This window comes from Bradyrhizobium sp. 521_C7_N1_3 (genome assembly GCF_052075975.1).
Taxonomy (GTDB): domain Bacteria; phylum Pseudomonadota; class Alphaproteobacteria; order Rhizobiales; family Xanthobacteraceae; genus Bradyrhizobium; species Bradyrhizobium japonicum.
In genome coordinates this window covers 4,777,763-4,797,746 of record NZ_CP197232.1, presented here as the reverse complement: position 1 = coordinate 4,797,746, position 19,984 = coordinate 4,777,763, and the positions used below count along the sequence as shown (strand labels likewise).

Sequence of the window (19,984 nt, the reverse complement as noted above, 5' to 3'; positions counted from 1 at the left end):
CGACGAACCATAGCGCCCTGCACCGATACGAATTTGCGGTAGGTCAAGGCGCCTGCGCGCCTCAAAGTGTTGGCGACTGATGCAGGTAACGGCCGTCGAAATCGGCAAGTTCCAAGAATTTCCGCTCGTCCAGCACCGTGACGCGGCCGCGGTGCAGCTCGACGATGCCCTCCTGACGCAACTGCTTGATCACGCGGTTGGCGTGCACCGCCGTGATGCCCAAGGCTTCGCCGATCTGCTCCTGGGTCAGCGGCATCTCGAAGCCGTTGCCGTCCAGACGCCCGATGACCCGGAGGCGTTCGCGCAGCTCGATCATGACATGGGCAAGCCTTGCGGGTGCGGGACGCTGGCCGACATTGACGATCCATTCACGGAACATAGCGGAGTCGATCAGCGTGTCTCGCCAGAACAGCTCGGCAACGCTTGGACTGCGCTGGTGCAATTTTCGCAGCGTTTCGTGCCTGATGAATCCAAGAGTGCACGGCGTCAGCGTCGACAGGTCATGGTCCATCACGTGCAGGAACAGGCTCATCAGGTCGGGGATCTCACCGGGGATGTGGATGGAGAGGATCTGACGCTTGCCGCTCGGAATCGTCTTGGAACGCGCGCAGAAACCGTCTGCGATCAGGCAGCAATCGGTTGCGCGCTCGCCATCGCGGACCACGGGCGTCTCCGCCGGGTATTGACGAACGGCGATCGGGAGCTGCTCGATCTCCTTCACGTCGTCGTCCGAGATGCCCGAAGATGTACGCAAACGCCTGACAAGCGCAGCACGGATCGTATCGCTAGGCACGCGAGCTAGCTCCGGTTGGTATGAAGTGGGACCTGTATTGCAATCCCTGGCGCCGAAGCGCCGCTGCAATGGAAAACCCGCGATCCACGCTCCAGGTTCCAACAAAAGTTAAGGACGCCACTCGCGTCCCCATGGTGCGCTTCGCGCCGGAAAGGTTCAGCCATGACCAAGAAGCGCAACCGCACGCGACCGGCCCTGTCACTCCAGCAGCGCCTGAACAAGTTCACGCAGGACGCCCGCGCCGCCGCCAAGAACCTGCCGGCCGGCAGCGAACGCCACACGCTGTTGCAGAAGGCGCGCGACGGCGAGGCAGCCGCCGAGATGGAGCGCCTTCTCTCCTCACCCGGCCCGCAAGACCAGAAGTAATCGTCCGACCGTTGCGTATCTGCGACTGCGAGGCGCTACGTAGCTAGCGCTGCGTCATCAACTCGAGCGCCGGCGCAAAGCGCTCGGAGAATGTCAGCGTCTTGGCGTGGCGAACAGCAGCGAACGATGCCGAGATTCCTGCCGTGGCGACTGCGAGCAAGGCGATTACGAAAACCAGACGGCGCATGTTGGCCTCCTGTGTGAGCTCGACTACCCCGGAGACATGGGGTGGCTCTGTTTCAGGACGGTTTCATCGCTGCGGAAAATGACTTCGCTCAAGCGGCTGTGATCAGGTCCGGCTTCTCGGGCCGCGCGCCGTAACCATCTAAGAGTAACCGTAGTTGTCTTGCGGCGGTCGCGAGCGGTGCCGGGAATTTCGCGCCGGCGACAACGATCATGAATCGCAAGACCGCCGAGCTAAGCCGAATTCGCGGGAATGCGGAGTCATCGAGGATTACTCAAATGAACGTCGTCATCCGGAAGCTCGATGGTCTGTGGCACCTCATCGTCGGCTCGTGCAAGATCCGAACGCCCTTCCTGGAAACCCAGGACCGCGCACTGGTTGTGACTTACGCCCGGCGCGTTTACCCCGGCGCCAAGATCTTCCAACGCGATTGATATGAGCGCCCGCGCCTAATCGTCATCCGCCGGCCCGCACCAACCGGGCAGATAGATCGCATCCTTGCTCTTGGCTGCGGACAGGGCCTTCTCGAGCGCCTTGTCGAAATTGGCATCGACTGCCTTGCGCGACAGTTTCCGGCGCAGAAAGTCGGCCCACAGGAATTCCGAGAACGGGGTGGTGTCCTTCGCAAAGCCGCCCATGCGGCGGAGTTCGCCGGCAAGGCTTCGGAACGGATCGTCCTTGAGATCGGCAATCGATCTCGGCAGATCGCGGAACGGCCGCCGTTCACCCTTGGAATCGTAAGGGTAGACCCAGCGCTTGTTGTCCATCACGCCCCAGAACGCCTCGCGCTCGACCATTCTGAGGTCGCCGACCACGGTCACCAGCACCTCCTTGACGCCCTCGTCATGCAATGCGCGGCCGAGATGGTGATGGTCGATCACGTAGTAGCGCTGGTCCGGTCCGTAGACGACGGGGATCATGTGATTGCCGAGCAGGTCGGCCTGCTTCTTCTTGCCGTGCTCGCGCCAGCGCTTTCGCTTCTCCTTGACCTCGCGCATGCCGACCGTCATCTGCGTCGGCCGGAGCGACAGGATCGGCACCGGATGCACTCTCGGTTCGCGCGCGTTGGTGGTGGTCATGGTCGAAGGCCCCTCACATGGTTGCAACCTGTGGTCCAGTTCCCTTGATTATGCCATGGGCCCCGCGGCGGCAAAATGCGTTCGATCCGGCCGCGGAGATCACAAGCAGATGTTCACGAGAGCCGGCGATGCGCACTTCGGGGTTGTTGTTGCAATGCAACCTCCGCTTCCTGTCACCGACCTGACAGAGGGCGCCGCGTTCGCTCGCGAGCCGTTCCGGAAATATGCCATGCAAGATAGTGCGAAAGCGCAATGCACGTGCGCGTTGAGAAGATTTTCTGCAAGGCATTCACGACGTATGCTATCTAAAAACCGCTGCTTCGGAGTGATCCCCACACCATGAAAACACAGCGGCCCATCAGCTCGGATGATGAGCACCGGGTGCTCCAGTTCAGGCCGCGCAACGCGTCTCCCCCGCCGGTCCAACGGGGCAGCGGTACCGTGCAGCCGCTGCGCGTCGCGCCCGAGCCGCTCGACCTGTCGCGGTACGAGAAGCCCCGCCCGGAACCGGACAATTTCCGCCACCGCATGCTCGCCAATATCGCGGCGCTCGCCTTCACCATCGCGCTGACCGCAATCGGGATCTGGCTCGCGGTGAGCATTGCCGACCTGCGCCGCACCCAGGACTGCGTGCTGATGGGCCGCCGCGACTGCGCCAAGATCACGACGCCCCATATCTAGGTACGCCCCCCCCGACCGAAGGGCCGGCCGGCGGCATCCCCAGCCCTGTCGCCGGGGCCGCCCGGCTCCATTGAACTCAGGGCGGCGCTCCGATATACGGGCTTTCGACCCGGCCAGAGGGGGGTTTGAGGGCGTCATCGGGGCGCGATGCCCAGCCACCGTTCCACTCTGGAACTTCAGACAAATATCAGCAATATATCAAAGGCTTAGTGATGTCCTCCACATTCGATCAGGTCGCTACGATCATCGCTGAAACCTGCGACATCCCGCGCGACACGATCACGCCGGATAGCCACGCCATCGATGACCTCGGCATCGACAGCCTCGATTTCCTGGACATCGCGTTCGCGATCGACAAGCAGTTCGGCATCAAGCTGCCGCTGGAAAAGTGGACCCAGGAGGTCAACGACGGCAAGGCGACCACCGAGCAGTATTTCGTGCTGAAAAATCTGTGCGCCCGCATCGACGAACTGGTTGCGGCCAAGGGCGCGAGCGCCTAAGCGCGCGGTCATGCAACTCGAATACTTCCACATGATCGATCGCGTCGTCGACCTCAACGTCGACGCGAAGACGATTGTCGTCGAAGCCCTGGTCCCCAAGGAGAGCACGATCTTCGAGGGGCACTTCCCGGGCTATCCCCTGATGCCCGGCGTGCTCCTGATCGAATCGATGGCCCAGGCCTCGGGCTGGCTTCAGCTCGGCGTGCTCAAGTTCGAGCGCATGCCGATCCTGGCCGCCGTCAAGGAGGCCAAGGTCCGCGGCTCGGTCTTCCCCGGCGATCTCATGACCATCGAGGCGACCCTGTCGCATCAGGGCTCGGGCTATGCGGTGACCGACGCCAAGATCAGGGTCGGCGGCAAGCTGCGCGCGAATTCGACGCTCACCTTCACGCAGATCCCCTTCCCCAATGCGGATATGCGCAGCTTCATGGACGCGGTCGCCAAACGCGTCGGCTTCCCGCAACAGGTCGGATCGCCATGACTGACACTGCTTCGAAGCCCGGCCAGACGGAAGTCTGGATCACCGGCATTGGCCTCGCCACCTCGCTCGGCGAAGGCCTGGACGCCAATTGGGCCGCGCTTCAGGACAAGCGCATCAATGTCGACGAGAAGGGCTTTGCGCCCTGCATCGTGCATCCCCTGATGCCTGTGACCTTCGACAGCCAGATCCCGAAGAAGGGCGACCAGCGCCAGATGGAAGCCTGGCAGCGCATCGGCACCTATGCCGCGGGCCTTGCGCTCGATTCCGCCGGGATCAAGGGCAACAAGGACATCCTGTCGAAGATCGACATGGTGGTGGCCGCCGGCGGCGGCGAGCGCGACCTCAATGTCGACTCCGGCGTGCTCACGGCCGAGGTCAAGGGCGCCAATGCGCCCGGCTTCCTCAACGAACGGCTGATGAGCGATCTCAGGCCGACCCTGTTCCTGGCCCAGCTCTCGAACCTGCTCGCCGGCAACATCGCCATCGTGCACGGTCTCGGCGGCACCTCGCGCACTTTCATGGGCGAAGAGGTCGCGGGTGCCGATGCGGCGCGCATTGCGCTCGCGCGCATCGCCTCGGGCGAGAGCGACATCGCGCTGATCGGCGGCTCCCACAATGGCGAGCGCAAGGACCTGATGGTCCTCTACGAATTCGGCGACTTCAATCTGAAGGACAAGTTTGCCCCGGTGTGGGCGCGCAAGGATCACGCCGGTTTCGCGCTGGGATCTGCCGGCGCCTTCCTGGTGCTGGAATCGAAGGCGCACGCGGAAGCGCGCGGCGCAAAGCCGTTCGCAAAGCTGTCGAGCGTCGTTGCCGACCTCGCCCGGCGCAAACAACCCGGCGACATGGCCGCGACGCTGGAGAAGCTTTGGGAAAAGCTGCCCAGGCGCGAGGGCAAGGGCGCGATCATATCGGGCGCGACCGGCGCGGAGCCCGCGACGTCAGAGGAGCGCGACTTCCTGAAGGGCCATCCCGACTTCCCGGTGCGTTCGACCGGCACGATGTTCGGCCACACCATGGAAACGCAATTCCCGCTCGGCATCGCACTCGCGGCGCTGTCGATCTCGCGCGGTGCGCTGTTCCCGCCGAACGATTCCACCGGGACCGAGATTGAAATGCAGGGCGCGCCCACCCAGATTGTGGTGGTGGGGGCCGGACACTGGCGCGGCGAGGGCATGGCTCTGGTCGAGGCCGTAAGCTGAAGCGCGTCGCGCTTTGGCGGATGCTCTAGCTCAATCGGGGGATCGACATGACTGCACCACGCGACAAACTCGGGCGTCCCGTCGTCGTCGTCACCGGCATGGGCATCATGACCTCGCTCGGCAACGGCAAGGCCGACAATTGGGCGAAGCTCGTGGCCGGCGAATCCGGCATCCGCACCATCACGCGCTTTCCGGTCGACGGCCTGAGGACGACGATGGCCGGCACGGTCGATTTCGTCAGCGTCGATCCGTTCTCCTCCACCGCCCTGTCCGAGCGGATGGCTGAGCTCGTCACGCAGGAAGCGCTCTCGCAGGCCGGCATCGGCACCAAGGCCGATTTCCCCGGTCCGCTCTTCCTTGCGGTTGCACCGGTCGAGGTCGAGTGGCCGCAGCGCCGTGAGCTCGGCCGCGCCGTCGGCGCGCAGGACATCACCTATGACGATCTGCTGCGCATCTCCGGCGGCGGCAAGTACAGCGCCTATCACCACCGCTTCATGTTCGGCTCGGTCGCCGCATACCTCGCCGAAACCTTCGGCACCAAGGGTTCGCCGATCTCGCTGTCGACGGCCTGCGCCTCGGGCGCGACCTCGATCCAGCTCGGCGTCGAGGCGATCCGCCGCGGCGAGACCGATGCCGCGCTGTGCGTGGCCACCGACGGCACCGTGAACCCCGAAGCTCTCGTGCGGTTCTCGCTGCTCTCGGCGCTGTCGACCCAGAACGATCCGCCGCAGGCGGCCTCCCGCCCCTTCTCCAAGAACCGCGACGGTTTCGTCATGGCTGAGGGCGCCGGCGCGCTCGTCCTGGAGAGCTACGAGGCCGCCACCGCGCGCGGCGCAAAAATCCTCGGCGTGATCGCCGGTTGCGGCGAGCTCACCGATTCCTTCCATCGCACCCGCTCCTCGCCCGATGGCAAGCCGATCATCGGCTGCATGAACAAGACGCTGGCCGATGCCGGCATGACGCCGGACCAGATCGACCACATCAACGCGCACGGCACCGCGACGCCCGAGAACGACAAGATGGAGTTCAACACGACGTCGGCCGTGTTCGGCGATCTCGCGCAGAAGATTCCGGTCACCTCCAACAAGTCGATGGTCGGCCACACCATCTCGGCCGCAGGCGCCGTCGAGGCGATCTTCTCGCTGCTCACCCTCGAGCATCAGCGCATTCCGCCGACGATCAACTACGAGACTCCTGATCCCACGATCCTGTTCGACGTCGTCGGCAACAAGGCCCGCGATGCCCGCGTCACCGCGGTGATGTCGAACTCGTTCGGCTTCGGCGGCCAGAACGCCTCGCTGATCCTGACCCGCGAACCGGCCTGACCGGACGCATGGCGCTACTTCCTGCGAGCACGAAGGCCCGCGCGCGGGAGGCTGCCAAATCGCTCGGCGGCAGCCTGATCGGCGCCGCCACCGTCGGTATGCTGCGCACCACGCGCTATTTCGATCCGGCCAAGACCTCGGACTTCTTCTCCAGCGTCGTGAAGACGATCGGCCCGCGCCTGCGCGAGCACCGCATCGGCCGCGCCAACCTCACCGCGGCATTTCCGGAGAAGTCGCCGGAAGAAATCGAAACCATCCTGATGGGCGTGTGGGACAATCTCGGCCGCGTCGGTGCCGAATTCGCCCATATGGACCAGGTCTGGGATTACGACCGCGATAATCCGGAAAAGAGCCGGATCGAAATACCGCCGCGCAGCATCGAGCTGTTCGATCAGATCCGCGACGACGGCAAGCCGGCGCTGATCTTCGCCTCGCATCTCGCCAATTGGGAACTGCCGGCGCTCGCCGCCGTCGAGCATGGGCTTGATGCCGCGATCCTCTATCGCCGGCCGAACATTGCGTCTGCCGACCGCATCATCCAGGAGATGCGCCAGGTCAACATGGGCACGCTGATCCCGGCGGGGCGCGATGCGCCGCTGCGGCTCGCGCAGGCGCTGAAGGACGGCAAGCACGTCGCCATGCTGATCGACCAGTACCTGACCGGCGGCGTCGAGGTCACCTTCTTCGGCCGCAAGACCCGCGCCAATCCGATGCTGGCCCGCCTGCTCCGCCAGGTCGAATGCCCGATCCACGGCGTCCGCATCATCCGCCTGCCCGGCGGCCGCTTCCGCGGCGAGCTGACGGAAGAAGTCCAGCCGGTGCGCGACGCCGACGGAAGGATCGACATCCAGGGCACGACGCAGGCGATTACGAGCGTGGTCGAAGGCTGGGTGCGCGAGCATCCCGAGCAGTGGCTGTGGCTGCATCGCAGGTGGCGGTAGACGGCACCGCTTTCTCCGTTATGGCCGGGCTTGTCCCGGCCATCCACGCGCCTCCAAACGCGAGATCAAAGACGTGGATGCCCGGGACAAGCCCGGGCATGACGACCGACCACGCGGCCCGCGCGCCGCCCTACTGCTCCGGCAGCCCCGCGTCGACCTCGGCCTGAACGACGCGTTCCCAAGCTGCGACACAAACCGGACTTGCGTTCTTCATCGGCGGCCAGACGCTGAGCCTGGTCGTGCCGGGCCGCAACCTCAACCCTTCCTGCATCGCCACCCTCGCCTCCTCGAACTGGCCCGTTCTCTGATAGGCGGCGGCGAGCAGAAAGTGCGAGCGGCCGGTCCCGGGCGTGATCGCGATCGAGCGTTGCAGCCACGGCAACGCCTCCTCGTAGCGTCCCATCAGGGCATACGTCATGCCCGCGCCGAGCAGCCAGGTCCAGCGAGAGGCCGGCGGCGTGTCGTAACGATCGGCCTGCTGGAACGTCGCGAGCGCATCGTCAAAGCGACCGAGATAGATCTGACCCAGTCCGATCAGATAGAGCGCAGACCCGTTCCACGGATCGAAGTTCAACGCCTTGGCGCAGGTGACGAGACTTTCCACGAAATGATTGGTGGCACTGAGGAAGCGGCAAGTGGCCTCGAGCACCGCAATCGAGTTCGGCTTCGACCGCAGCGCCTGCTCCAGCGTCGCATTGGCCCTCGCTTCGACCGCGGCGGCCTCCTCCGGGCTGAACCAGACCATCTGGATGCCGCGCATCTGCAGCGAGGCAAGCGCGACGGCGAGATCGACATTGTCGGGGTCGTCCGCGAGCGCCTTTTGCAGCATGGCTTGTGCCGCGCCAAAACGCTCGCGCGTGGTCTGGTTGATCGAAGCGAGCGCCTGCTCGACGGCGACCTTGTCGCCGCCGGCCGATGATGTGCGGCGCGCGGAGGACGATGTGCTCGGCTCCAGGATTTCGTTCAGGTGGCGCGCAAGCACATGGCCGGCGCCTGCGGCGAGCCGGGCCTGCGCGAGCTGCGCGTCCGCCTCGTCAGCACTGATCGACACCGCCGCAACCGATTGAACCTCGCCGGTGCCCGCCTTGATGATCCGCGCCCGCAGCGTCCAGGATTGATCGGCGAGCTGTAGCTCGCCGCGCAGTTCGTAGTCCGATGACACGGCCGGCGCGGCCGCGCTCTCGCCGCCCGCGACCGCCGCCAATCGCGGCGCAACTACGCTGATGTTCTGGATCTTCGCAAAACCATCCGTGAGGCGGCCGGTCACTTCCGCAGCCATCGTCGCGCCCCGGGGATCGTTGCTGGCATCAACGATCTTCATCACGGCGATCCGCGGCGGCGTGCGCTTGAACAGGAGATCTGGCTTGAGCACCGGCGCCGCCACAGCGAGCCCGACAACGATCACACAGAGGCCGGCGACCGCGGCGACCATGGCCTGCCGGCTCAAACCGAACATGGTGCGCAATGACCTCACGGGCACCGCGGCGACCGCGGCCGGCAGCTCGGTCGCGACCTCACCGGTCGGAGCCGGCCGGGATGCCTCGGCCTGCAGCGTCACCTCCGGCGCAGCCACCACCTCCGCCGCCAGCAGATAGCCGCCGCCCGAGGCGAGCTTGATCAGCTGCCGCCGCTCGTCGCCGAGCGCGGTACGAAGCTCGCGGATGCACTGGAACAGGCTGTCCTCGCCGACATGGACGTTCGGCCAGACCGCCTCCATCAGCTCCTGCTTGCTCAGCACCCGGCCGCCGCTGGTGGCAAACAACCGCAGCATCTCGAAGGTCTTGGGCCGGAGCTTGATTGCAACGCCTTCGGCCGAACGCAGCTCCGCGCGCTGCTGGTCCAGCTCGAAGCCGGCGAAACGAAGCAATTGATCCCCCACGAAGTTTCTCTGGCCGGCTCATATAGAGGAAGTCTGGCGAAAATGCCCGAAAATCGAGCCTGAAACGCAAATATCAGAAACTTTCAGAAGCTGACCAACCCCTTATCAGGACACCGCTCCCACCCAATGCGATGAATCCAGCCGAGGACTCGCGAATGCGCGCTGGGGGACGTGGTGAGGACGGGGAAAGATTGTTTCAAGACGGCCCGCCGCCTGCGGGCTGCACTGCTGACGTCGTCGGCGCTGGCGCTGGCCTGGGCGCTGCCGGCCGTGCCATCGCGCGCCGCGTCGAATGGCACTTGGCTCGCCTCCCCCGGCAGCAACGATTATGGCACCGGCACCAACTGGGACGGCGGCTTCGTGCCGGTGGGCACGGCCTCCTTCGGCACCTCTAATATCACCAGCCTGGCGATTACGAGCGCCAGCGTCGGCGGCTGGACCTTCAATGCCGGCGCCTCGAACTACGTTTTTGACGTCAGCGGCCAGTTGAACTTCACGGGCGCCGGAATCAGCGTCAACGGCGGCAGCGTCACGATCAACTACAACTACTTCGCCACGACGTCCACGTTCACCGGCTCAAGCACCGCCGGCAATGCCACCCTCAACGTCAACGGTGCCGACCTGGCGTTCTACGGCAACAGCACGCCCGGCAACGCCACCATCAACAACAACGGCCAAATCGAGTTTTTCACGACCGCCCCCCTCACGGCCGGCTCGATCGCGGGCAGCGGGGTATTCGACCTTGGCGGCAACCAACTGACGGTCGGCTCCAACAATCTGTCGACCGTCGTGACTGGCAATATTGTCAACGGCTCGCTGGTCAAGATCGGCACCGGCACGCTGACCCTGTCGGGCGCCAATACCTATTCCGGCGGCACCACGATCAACGGCGGCACGTTGCAGCTCGGCAGCACCGGCGGCGTCGGCACCATTGTGGGGACCGTCAACGTTGGCGCCAGCGGCACGTTCAGCGTCTTCAACGCCGACACCAGCGGCATCACTGGCATCTCCAACGACGGTACCACGACCTTCCAGAACGCAAGCAGCGCCAGCTCCGCCACCATCACCAACAGTGGCACCCTGAAGTTCAACGACACGAGCACCGCAGGATCCGCCACCATCACCAACAGCGGCGCCGGCAACGTCTACTTCAACAATTCGAGTTCGGCGGGCAGCGCGACGATCACCAGCGACAACAACTACCTGTATTTCAACGATACCAGCACTGCGGGCAGCGCAAACATCACCAACAGCGCCAACAGCAGAGCCATTTTCCAGGGAAACGCCACGGCCGGCACCGCAACCATCACCAACGGCGCCTACCTGTATTTCTACGGCGGCAGCACGGCCGGCAACGCCGCTATCACCAACAACAATTGGCTGTCTTTCAACAGCACCAGCACGGCAGGCAGCGCCACTCTCACCAACAATCGCTGGCTATATTTCTACAACACCAGCACGGCTGGCAACGCGACCATCACCAACTCCGATTTGGTCGTGTTCCGCGACAATTCCACGGCCGGCAACGCCTCCATCACCAACAGCAATACCATCAATTTTGTCGTCAGCAGCACCGCCGGCAGCGCCGTGGTCACCAACAATAGCGGCGGCACGACCGCTTTCCAGGACAATGCGACCGCCGGCAATGCGCAGCTGATCAACAACGCGGCCAATGCCGTCTTCGATTTCTCCGGCAGCACCGGCCTGAACGGCGACAACAAGCTCAGCGCCGGCTCGATCGCCGGCAACGGCTCCTTCTCACTCGGCGCCAGCGAACTCACGGTCGGCAGCAACAATCTGTCGACCACCGTCAGCGGCGTGATTGCCGACGGCGGCGCGAGCGGCGGCACCGGCGGTTCGCTGGTCAAGACCGGCACCGGCACGCTGACGCTGACAGGCGCCAACACCTATACCGGCGGCACCACCTTCGCCGGCGGAACGGTCAGCGTCTCCGCGGACGCCAATCTGGGCGATGCGGCGGGCAGCCTGACCTTCAACGGCGGCACTCTGCAGGTCACCGGCACCGCTTTCAACACCACCGCGCGCACCATCACCCTGGGTGCCGGCGCCGGCACATTCGACATTGCGGACGCTGCCAACAATTTCGTCATCAGCCAGAGTCTCAACGGCAGCACGCTGACCAAGTCCGGCGCCGGCAGGCTGACCTTGACCGGCGCGGCAGGATTTTCCGGCGCGACGGTGTCTGCCGGCACGCTGGCATTCCTCAATAGCTCGGCCGGTAGCGCAGATATCACCAACAACGCGCAATTGGCGTTCAACGGCTACTCTACAGCCGGCAGCGCGACCATCCACAACACCGGCAACGTGCTGTTTGACGGCAACTCGACGGCCGGCAACGCGCAGCTCGTCAACACCACCTCCAGCGCCGTCATCGACTTCAACACCCCCGGCCCGGGCAGCGACGGCAAGATCAGCGCCGGCTCGATCGCCGGCGGCGGCCACTTCAACCTCAACGGCGAAGAGCTGACGGTTGGCGGCAACAATCTGTCGACCACTGTCACCGGCGTGCTCACCGGCAACGGAAGCATGACCGGAACGTCGCTGGTCAAGACCGGCACCGGCACGATGATCCTGTCGGGCATCAACACCTACACCGGCGCCACGATTGTGGACGGCGGCACGCTGGCGGTGAACGGCTCGATCGCATCGTCGAACAGCCTCACCGTCAACAGCGGCGGCACGCTCGGCGGCACCGGCACGATCGGCAATACGACAATCGCGAGCGGCGGCACGCTGGCGCCGGGCAATTCCGTGGGCACCCTCACCGTCAGTGGCAACCTCGCCTTCAATGCCGGCAGCTTCTACCGGGTCGAGGTCTCCACGGCCGCCGCCGACCGGACCAACGTCTCGGGCACCGCGACGCTCACCGGCGCCACCGTGCAGGCGGTGGCGATCCCGGGCAGCTTCCGCAGCCAGACCTACACCATTCTCAATGCAACCGGTGGCTTCGGTGGAACGCAGTTCGCCGGGCTGAGCGTCAGCGGCAGCTTCAGCCCCACGCGCAATCCGCATCTCACCTATGATCTGAACAACGTCTATCTCGTGCTCGATCCCGGCACGATCGTGCTGCCGGCAGGCACTGGCGCCAACCAGAGCAATGTGGCCGGCGCCATCAACGGAGCCGTCGCGAGCGGCGGGACGCCGCCGGCCGGGTTCGATGCGCTGCTCAACATGGGCCAGCCGCAGCTCAACGGTGCGCTCGGCCAGGTCTCCGGCCAGCCCGGCGCCGCCGGCACGCAAGCCTCGTTCAACGCGATGCAGCAATTCGTCGGCATGCTCGATCTCTTCGGCGGTGGCGGCACGGATGGCGAGCGCGGCGCGACCGCCGGCGATGGCGGAGCAATGGGCTATGCCTCCACCGACCCGCGCGACGCCAAAGTGCGCGAAGCTTACGCAGCGGTCACACCACGCGACGCCAGCGGCGATCTCATCGATCGGCGCTGGGGCGTGTGGGCTTCCGGCTATGGCGGCGCCAGCACTTTGAACGGCAACACCGCCACAGGATCAAGCACCACCACCAGCCGCATCTACGGCACTGTGGTCGGTGCCGACTATCGCGTCTCGCCGAACACGCTGCTCGGCTTTGCGCTGGGTGGCGCCGGCTATAATTTCTCGCTGTCGGACAGCCTCGGCGGCGGTCGCGCCGATCTGTTCCAGGCCGGCCTCTACGGCCGCCACACATTCGGGCCGGCGTATATCTCCGCCGCCCTCGCCTATGGCTGGCAGGACGTCACGACAGACCGCACCGTGACGGTGTCGGGCACCGACAGGCTGACCGCGAACTTCAAGGCCAGCACCTTCTCAGGCCGCCTGGAAGGCGGTTGGCGCTTTGCACCGATCCCCGGCTCCACTTTCGGCGTCACGCCCTACGCGGCCGCACAGGTCACGACATTCCACCTGCCAGGCTACGGCGAGACCGCGCTCGTCGGCAGCAACCAGTTCGCGCTGTCCTACACCGCGCAGGACACCACCAATGTCCGCACCGAGCTCGGCGCGCGCACCGACCAGCGCTTCCTCGTCAGCGATGGCGTACTGACCCTGCGCGGCCGGCTCGCCTGGGCGCACGACACCAACACCAGCCGCCTCGTCAGCGCCGCCTTCCAGACGCTGCCGGGCGCTGCCTTCACCGTCAACGGCGCGCAACCGGCGGCCGACTCCGCGCTGGTCGGTGGTCGCGCGGAGATGAAATGGCGGAACGGCCTCTCGCTCGCGGGCACCGTCGAAGGCGAGTTCTCGCGCAGCACGCAGACGTACACCGGCAAGGGCACGGTGCGGTATGAGTGGTGAGCGGAAAGATCGCCTCGCGGCGACCCGCCGCCTGCGGGCCGCGCTGCTGACGTCGTCGGCGCTGGCCTTGGCCTGGGCGCTGCCGGTCGCGCCCGCTTGTGCGCAGGATGCGACATGGCGCACCTCTCCCACCACTGCTGCGTATGAAGATGGGATCAACTGGAGCACCGGGAACGTGCCTTCCGGCACGGCCTACTTTGGCACGTCTAACTTCTTATACTTGACTGTTGGCAGCAGCACCTCGGTGGGCGGCTGGACCTTCAATGCGGGCGCCTCGAACCTCCAGATCCAGAACAACAGTTCAGGGCTCACCTTCACGGGCGCCGGCATCACCATCAATGGCGGCAGCCTCTACCTCATCACCGGCACCGGCGCGACAACCACCTTCCAGAATTCGAGCTCTCTCGGCACCGCCAAAAGCAACAATCAGGGCCTGATGGTGTTCGCGAACAGCAGCACCGCCGGCAACGCCACGCTCGGTAATGGAAATATCCTGATCTTCCAGGACACCAGCACCGCAGGCAACGCCGCCATCAGCAACAACAACTCCATGAGCTTCGCCGGCTCGAGCACGGCCGGCAGCGCAGCCATCACGAACTACGCAATACTCAATTTCAACGGCACCAGTACCGCCGGCAACGCGAACCTCACCACCGAGAGCGGCGGATACACCAATTTCAACGATAACAGCACGGCCGGCAATGCAACGCTCACCGTCAACAGCGGAGGACTACTCCGCTTCTACGGCAACAGCACAACCGGCAATGCGACCATCATCAACAATGCCGGGGGCAACATCTATTTTTCGGGGACAGGCCCCGCCGGTGACCGCAAGCTCTCGGTCCAATCGCTCACAGGCGCCGGCACCTCCTACCTCGACTTCATCGAGCTGACGCTCGGCTCCAACAATCAATCAAGCGAGGTGATAGGCACCATCACCGGCACTGGCTCGCTGGTCAAGGCCGGCACGGGCACACTGACGCTTTCGGGCGGGGACAGCTATGTCGGCGGCACGACGATCACTGGCGGAACTCTTCAGCTCGGTACACTTGCCAATACCGGCTCCATCGCGGGCGTGGTCAACGTTCGGGCCGGAACCACGCTCAGCGTCATCAACAGCAATGGCAACGCCATGGCGGTCAACGCAGATGCCGGCGGCACGGTGGATTTCTCGAACTCTGCGGGTCCCGCCGGCGACTACAAGCAGGTCGTCGGCTCGATTGAAGGGGCCGGCAGCTATCTTCTCGGCGCCAACGAACTCACTGTCGGCTCCAAGAATATATCGACCGAGGTGAGCGGCGTCATTTCCGGCACCGGCGGTTCGCTGGTCAAGATCGGCGCAGGAACGCTGACGCTGACCGCGACCAACACGTACACCGGCAGCACCACGATCGCCGAGGGCGAGCTCCAGCTCGGCACCCTCACCAGAACCGGCTCGGTCGCCGGCGCGATCAGCGTCGGCGACCAAGGCACGCTCAGCATCGTGAATGCCGGCGCGATTACCTCCATCACGAACGTCGGGCTCACGTCCTACAGCAATGGAATGTCGGCCGGCAGCACCGCGATCACCAACAGCGGCACACTCGAATTCGTCGACACGACCACGGCCGGCAGCGCCCAGATCACCTCCACCGGCACCGTCAATTTCCGAAACACCAGTTCAGTCGGCAATGCGACGCTGACCATCAACAGCGGCACCGCCAATTTCTACGACACGAGCAACGCCGGCAGCGCGACCATCGCCAATAGCGGCACGCTCAACTTCCGCAACGGCAGCACCGCCGCAAGTGCCACCATCAACAACAGTGGCACACTTAACTTCGGCGCCTTCGCTTCAAGTGACACCAGCACCGCCGCGAATGCCATCATCAACAACAGTGGCTCGCTCAACTTCTTGAGCTACAGCTCTGCCGGAAGCGCCACCATCAACAACAGCGGCACCTTGGGTTTCGGTTTCGCCAGCACGGCCGACAATGCCACCATCACCAACACCAGCGCGACTGCGCTCACTGCGTTTGGCACGGTCGGCCCTGCTGGCGATTCCATCTCCAGCGTCGGGGCGATCGCCGGTGCAGGCACCTTCGCGCTACGCTTTGGGACGCTCAAGGTCGGCGGCAATAATACGTCGACCGTTGTAAGCGGAACTCTCTCCATCGATGGCACCCTGGAAAAGGTCGGCACTGGCACTTTGACCCTGACGGGCACGAACACCTATAACGGCTACACGATCGTCTCCGGCGGCCGGCTGCAGTTCGGTGACGGCGGCGCGGGCGGCAGCAACAATCTGGGCGGCAGCATCGACGTCACGGGCGGCACGCTGGCGATCGAGACGCCGGCGACCCTGAACGTCGCGCAGACCGTGACCTTCGGCAACAACACCACTGTGTCGATCGCGGCGGGCACGAACAGCCCCGCTTTGTCCGCCGACAGCATCTCGATCGGCAGCGGCGTTGCCTTCAATCTCAGTGGCATCAGCAATGCGAGCCAGCTCGACAAGGTGCTGATCGACACCCAGTCAGGCATCAGCGGCGACTTCGCTTCCGTCACCGTCGGCGGCTTCACCGGCACGGTGGACTACCTCACGGTGTTCACCCGCAAATCGACAGACGGCCTGCAATACCTCGCCAGCTACGGCTTGAGCTGGACGGCGGGCAACTCGCTCGCCCACGGCACTTTCACGCTGACCAACGCGACCGACACCTTCACGCTCGGCGTGGCGCTGACCGATCAGGCGGCGAACCCCGCCACCGGCTGGGACGGCAAATCGCTCACCAAGGCCGGCGACGGCACGCTCATCCTGACCGGACAGAATACCTATAGCGGCGGCACGACGATCTCGGGCGGCACGCTCCAGCTCGGCAATAGCGGTCTGGCCGGCTCCGTCCTGGGAACGGTCACCGTCGGCACCGGCGGCACATTCGAAATCGTCAACGCCGACATGAGCGGCATCACCGGCATCGCAAACAGCGGCGCGACGAACTTCCGCAACGCGAACAGCGCTGGCAGCGTCAATATCTCGAACAGCGGCACCCTCGGGTTTTACGACACCAGCACGGCCGGAACGTCCACCATCACCAACAACAACCGAATCAATTTTCGGGACACCAGCACGGCTGGCGCCGCATCGGTCACCAATACCACCGCCAGCAATATCTATTTCTTTGACAATTCGTCGGCCGGCAGCGCCACCATCACCAACAATGGCGGCGGCCTGGTCTTCAACAATTCGAGCACGGCCGGCAGCGCCAACATCGCCAACAACGACTGGTCCGCCATCCTCTTCAACGACACCAGTTCGGCTGGCAGCGCCACGATCAGCAATGCAAGCAGGTCATCGGTGAGCTTCCTGAACAGCAGCACTGCTGGCAGCGCCACCATCACCAACAACGGCGATATGAGCTTCTCGAATGCGAGCACGGCGGGCAGCGCGACCATCAACAACACCAGCGACTACATGCATGCGCAGTACGCTTTTTTGAATTTCTACGGATCGAGCACCGCCGGCAGCGCCACCATCAACAACGCGATATCCTCCACCATCAACTTCCACGACGCCAGCTCGGCCGGCAGCGCCACGATCACGAATGTCAGCCCTGGATTTCTGAACTTCCTGAACAGCAGCACGGCCGGCAACGCCACCATCACCAATTCCGGCTCCATCGATTTCTGGAATTCGAGCTCGGCCGGCAGCGCGGCCATCGACAATTCGGGTTCGATCGCCTTCTTCGATTCCGCGAGCGCGGGAAGCGCCCACATCACCGGCGGCGGAATCGGGTTCCTCAATACGAGCACGGCCGGCAACGCGACCATCATCAACAGCAGCGGTGGACTCTCGTTCGTCAACAGCAGCACCGCCGGCAATGCGACGATCGTCAACTACCTGTACCAGTCCGTCGGATTTCATGACAGCTCGACCGCCGGCAGCGCGTCCATCACCAACAATGGCTCGGTATCGTTCTGGAACCAGGCCACGGGCGGTCATGCGACCATCACCAACGCCAACACCCTCTGGTTCGCCGACACCAGCACCGCAGACAATGCGACAATCGTCAACAACAACTCGACAAGCTTCCACGACACCTCCTCGGCAGGAAGCGCGACCATTACCAACAATCGCTCGCTGACCTTCACGAACCAGGCCACGGCCGGCAGTGCCGCCATCACGAACAGCAGCAATGTGCTGTTCTCTGGCACCTCCAACGCGGGCAACGCGCAGCTGATCAACAGCACCTCCGGCGCCGTCTTCGACTTCTCTTCGACATCAAGCACGAACGGCGACCACAAGATCACCGCCGGCTCGCTTGCCGGGAGCGGAACGTTCTCGCTCGGCGGCAACGAGTTGACGGTCGGCAGCAACGATCTGTCCACTGATGTCACCGGCGTGATCGCCGATGGCGGAACTGCCGGCGGCACCGGCGCCTCGCTGGTGAAGGTCGGCACCGGACGCCTGACACTGTCGGGCGTCAACACCTACACCGGCGCCACCACGGTCGACGGCGGCGCACTCGCGGTGAACGGCGACATCACGGCGTCGAGCGGCATCACCGTGAACAGCGGCGGCATTCTCGGCGGCACCGGCATCGTCGGCGACACGACGATCGCGAGCGGCGGCGCGCTGGCGCCCGGCAATTCCATCGGCACACTCACCGTCAGTGGCAATCTCACCTTCAGTGCCGGCAGCTTCTACACGGTCGAGGTCTCCACCACCGCCGCCGACCGGACCAACGTCTCGGGCACCGCGACGCTCACCGGTGCCACCGTGCAGGCGGTGGCGATCCCCGGCCGGTTCCGAAGCGAGACCTACACCATTCTCACCGCGACCGGCGGCCTGAGCGGCACATTTGCAGGCATCACCGGCAGCACCTTCGCGCCCGGCGCACGCAATCCGCATCTCACCTACGACCTCAACAACGTCTACCTGGTGCTCGATGCCGGTACGATCGACCTGCCGTCAGGCAGCAGCGGCAACCAGATCGGTGTCGCCGGCGGCATCAACAAGGCGGTCGAAGGCGGCGCGACGCCGCCGGCAGGCTTCGATGTGCTGCTCAACATGACCGACGCGCAGCTCGCCCGGGCGCTCAACCAGGTCTCCGGCCAGCCGGGCGCTGCCAGCACACAGGTCGCGTTCAATGCCATGCAGCAGTTCGTGAACGCGCTCGATCCGCTCGGTGCCGGTACGGATGGCGAGCGCGGCATGAGCGGAGGCACTGCGGACGGCGGCACGTTGGGCTATGCCGCCACTTCACAGGGCGACGCCAGAGTGCGTGAGGCGTTTGCCGCGGTGACGCCGCGCGATGCCGGCGGCGAGGCCATCGACCGCCGCTGGGGCGTATGGGCCTCCGGCTATGGCGGCGGCAGCTCGTTGAGCGGCAACGCGGCAGCGGGTTCAAGCTCAACCACCAGCCGCATCTACGGCACCGTGGTCGGCGCCGACTATTGCGTCTCGCCGGACACGCTGGTTGGTTTTGCACTCGGCGGCGCGGGCTTCAACTTCTCGGTCGCGGACGCGCTCGGCGGCGGCCGCGCCGATGTCTTCCAGGCCGGCCTCTATGCCCGCCACAATTTCGGGCCCGCCTATCTCTCAGCGGCGCTGGCCTATGGTTGGCAGGACGTCACCACCGACCGCACCGTAACGGTCTCAGGCACCGACCGGCTGACCGCCAACTTCAAGGCCAGCACTTTTGCAGGCCGCCTCGAAACCGGCTGGCGCTTCGCACCCATCCCCGCCTTCAGCTTCGGCGTCACGCCCTACGCGGCCGTGCAGGCCACGACCTTCCACCTCCCCGGCTACGGCGAGACCGCGCTCGTCGGCACCAACCAGTTCGCACTATCCTACAATGCGCAGGACACGACCAATGTCCGCACCGAGCTCGGCGCCCGCACCGACCAGCGCTTCCTCGTCGAGAACGGTGTGCTCACCTTGCGCAGCCGCCTCGCCTGGGCCCACGACACCAACACCAATCGCCTCGTGAACGCAGCCTTCCAGATGCTCCCCGGCGCCGCCTTCACGGTCAGCGGGGCACGGCCGGCCGCGGATTCCGCACTCGTCGGCGGTCGCGCGGAAATGAAATGGCGGAACGGCCTCTCGCTCGCGGGCACGATCGATGGCGAGTTCTCCCGGAGCACGCAGACTTACACCGGCAAGGGCACGGTGCGGTTTGAGTGGTGAACGACGCTGCGCGTGGTGTTGCGCCCGCGCCTCGATTGGGCCAGCCCGGATCGTGACTTAGGCGCCGTCACCGACG

The 19,984-nt window shown here is 65.0% G+C and carries 14 protein-coding genes; 10 read left to right on the top strand and 4 right to left on the bottom strand.

Annotation, left to right across the window (positions count from 1 at the left end):
• Positions 1 to 61: 61 nt before the first annotated feature.
• Positions 62 to 793, bottom strand: coding sequence for a Crp/Fnr family transcriptional regulator (locus AB7008_RS22020; RefSeq protein ID WP_248883398.1), 732 nt, complete (start codon positions 791 to 793; stop codon positions 62 to 64).
• Positions 794 to 955: 162 nt separating this feature from the next.
• Between AB7008_RS22020 and AB7008_RS22015 the strand changes: the two genes are divergently transcribed.
• The gene (locus AB7008_RS22015) at positions 956 to 1,159 is read left to right on the top strand and encodes a hypothetical protein (protein ID WP_248882712.1); all 204 of its coding nucleotides are present in this window, start codon (positions 956 to 958) and stop codon (positions 1,157 to 1,159) included.
• A 43-nt stretch (positions 1,160 to 1,202) separates the two neighbouring features.
• Here AB7008_RS22015 and AB7008_RS22010 read toward each other — a convergent pair whose 3' ends face one another.
• Entirely contained in the window at positions 1,203 to 1,346 is a 144-nt protein-coding gene (locus AB7008_RS22010; protein WP_248882711.1) for a hypothetical protein, read from the bottom strand.
• A gap of 275 nt (positions 1,347 to 1,621) precedes the next feature.
• On the opposite strand from AB7008_RS22010, the gene AB7008_RS22005 reads away from it, so the two are divergent.
• The gene (locus AB7008_RS22005; RefSeq protein WP_014496114.1) at positions 1,622 to 1,777 is read left to right on the top strand and encodes a hypothetical protein; all 156 of its coding nucleotides are present in this window, start codon (positions 1,622 to 1,624) and stop codon (positions 1,775 to 1,777) included.
• A gap of 15 nt (positions 1,778 to 1,792) precedes the next feature.
• On the opposite strand, the gene AB7008_RS22000 is transcribed toward AB7008_RS22005, so the two are convergent.
• A complete protein-coding gene (locus AB7008_RS22000; protein WP_028159329.1) occupies positions 1,793 to 2,422 on the bottom strand; it encodes a ParB-like protein in 630 nt (209 codons plus the stop codon).
• Positions 2,423 to 2,761: 339 nt separating this feature from the next.
• Between AB7008_RS22000 and AB7008_RS21995 the strand changes: the two genes are divergently transcribed.
• From AB7008_RS21995 to AB7008_RS21970, 6 genes are all read left to right on the top strand, one after another.
• Positions 2,762 to 3,103, top strand: a complete 342-nt coding sequence (locus AB7008_RS21995) for a hypothetical protein (RefSeq protein WP_063983965.1) — start codon at positions 2,762 to 2,764, stop codon at positions 3,101 to 3,103.
• A 212-nt stretch (positions 3,104 to 3,315) separates the two neighbouring features.
• On the top strand, positions 3,316 to 3,603 hold the full coding sequence (locus tag AB7008_RS21990) for an acyl carrier protein (protein WP_007592476.1): 288 nt from the start codon (positions 3,316 to 3,318) through the stop codon (positions 3,601 to 3,603).
• Positions 3,604 to 3,613: 10 nt separating this feature from the next.
• Entirely contained in the window at positions 3,614 to 4,084 is a 471-nt protein-coding gene (locus AB7008_RS21985; protein ID WP_028159331.1) for a 3-hydroxyacyl-ACP dehydratase FabZ family protein, read from the top strand.
• Positions 4,081 to 5,286, top strand: a complete 1,206-nt coding sequence (locus AB7008_RS21980; RefSeq protein ID WP_028159332.1) for a beta-ketoacyl-ACP synthase — start codon at positions 4,081 to 4,083, stop codon at positions 5,284 to 5,286. Before AB7008_RS21985 ends, AB7008_RS21980 begins: the two co-directional genes overlap by 4 nt.
• Positions 5,287 to 5,333: 47 nt before the next feature.
• Complete coding sequence (locus tag AB7008_RS21975; protein WP_304493835.1) at positions 5,334 to 6,611, top strand: beta-ketoacyl-ACP synthase; 1,278 nt, start codon at positions 5,334 to 5,336, stop codon at positions 6,609 to 6,611.
• Positions 6,612 to 6,619: 8 nt separating this feature from the next.
• The gene (locus AB7008_RS21970; RefSeq protein WP_441259528.1) at positions 6,620 to 7,552 is read left to right on the top strand and encodes a lipid A biosynthesis lauroyl acyltransferase; all 933 of its coding nucleotides are present in this window, start codon (positions 6,620 to 6,622) and stop codon (positions 7,550 to 7,552) included.
• A gap of 130 nt (positions 7,553 to 7,682) precedes the next feature.
• Here AB7008_RS21970 and AB7008_RS21965 read toward each other — a convergent pair whose 3' ends face one another.
• Positions 7,683 to 9,419 (bottom strand): tetratricopeptide repeat protein, encoded by a 1,737-nt coding sequence (locus AB7008_RS21965; RefSeq protein ID WP_441259527.1) that lies wholly within the window; start codon positions 9,417 to 9,419, stop codon positions 7,683 to 7,685.
• A gap of 186 nt (positions 9,420 to 9,605) precedes the next feature.
• Here AB7008_RS21965 and AB7008_RS21960 point away from each other — a divergent pair, with 186 nt between their 5' ends.
• Together AB7008_RS21960 and AB7008_RS21955 are read left to right on the top strand one after the other, a co-directional pair.
• Entirely contained in the window at positions 9,606 to 13,739 is a 4,134-nt protein-coding gene (locus AB7008_RS21960) for an autotransporter outer membrane beta-barrel domain-containing protein (RefSeq protein WP_441259526.1), read from the top strand.
• Positions 13,729 to 19,908: an autotransporter-associated beta strand repeat-containing protein gene (locus AB7008_RS21955; protein WP_441259525.1), complete on the top strand. Its 6,180-nt coding sequence runs from the start codon at positions 13,729 to 13,731 to the stop codon at positions 19,906 to 19,908. Before AB7008_RS21960 ends, AB7008_RS21955 begins: the two co-directional genes overlap by 11 nt.
• Positions 19,909 to 19,984 lie beyond the last annotated feature (76 nt).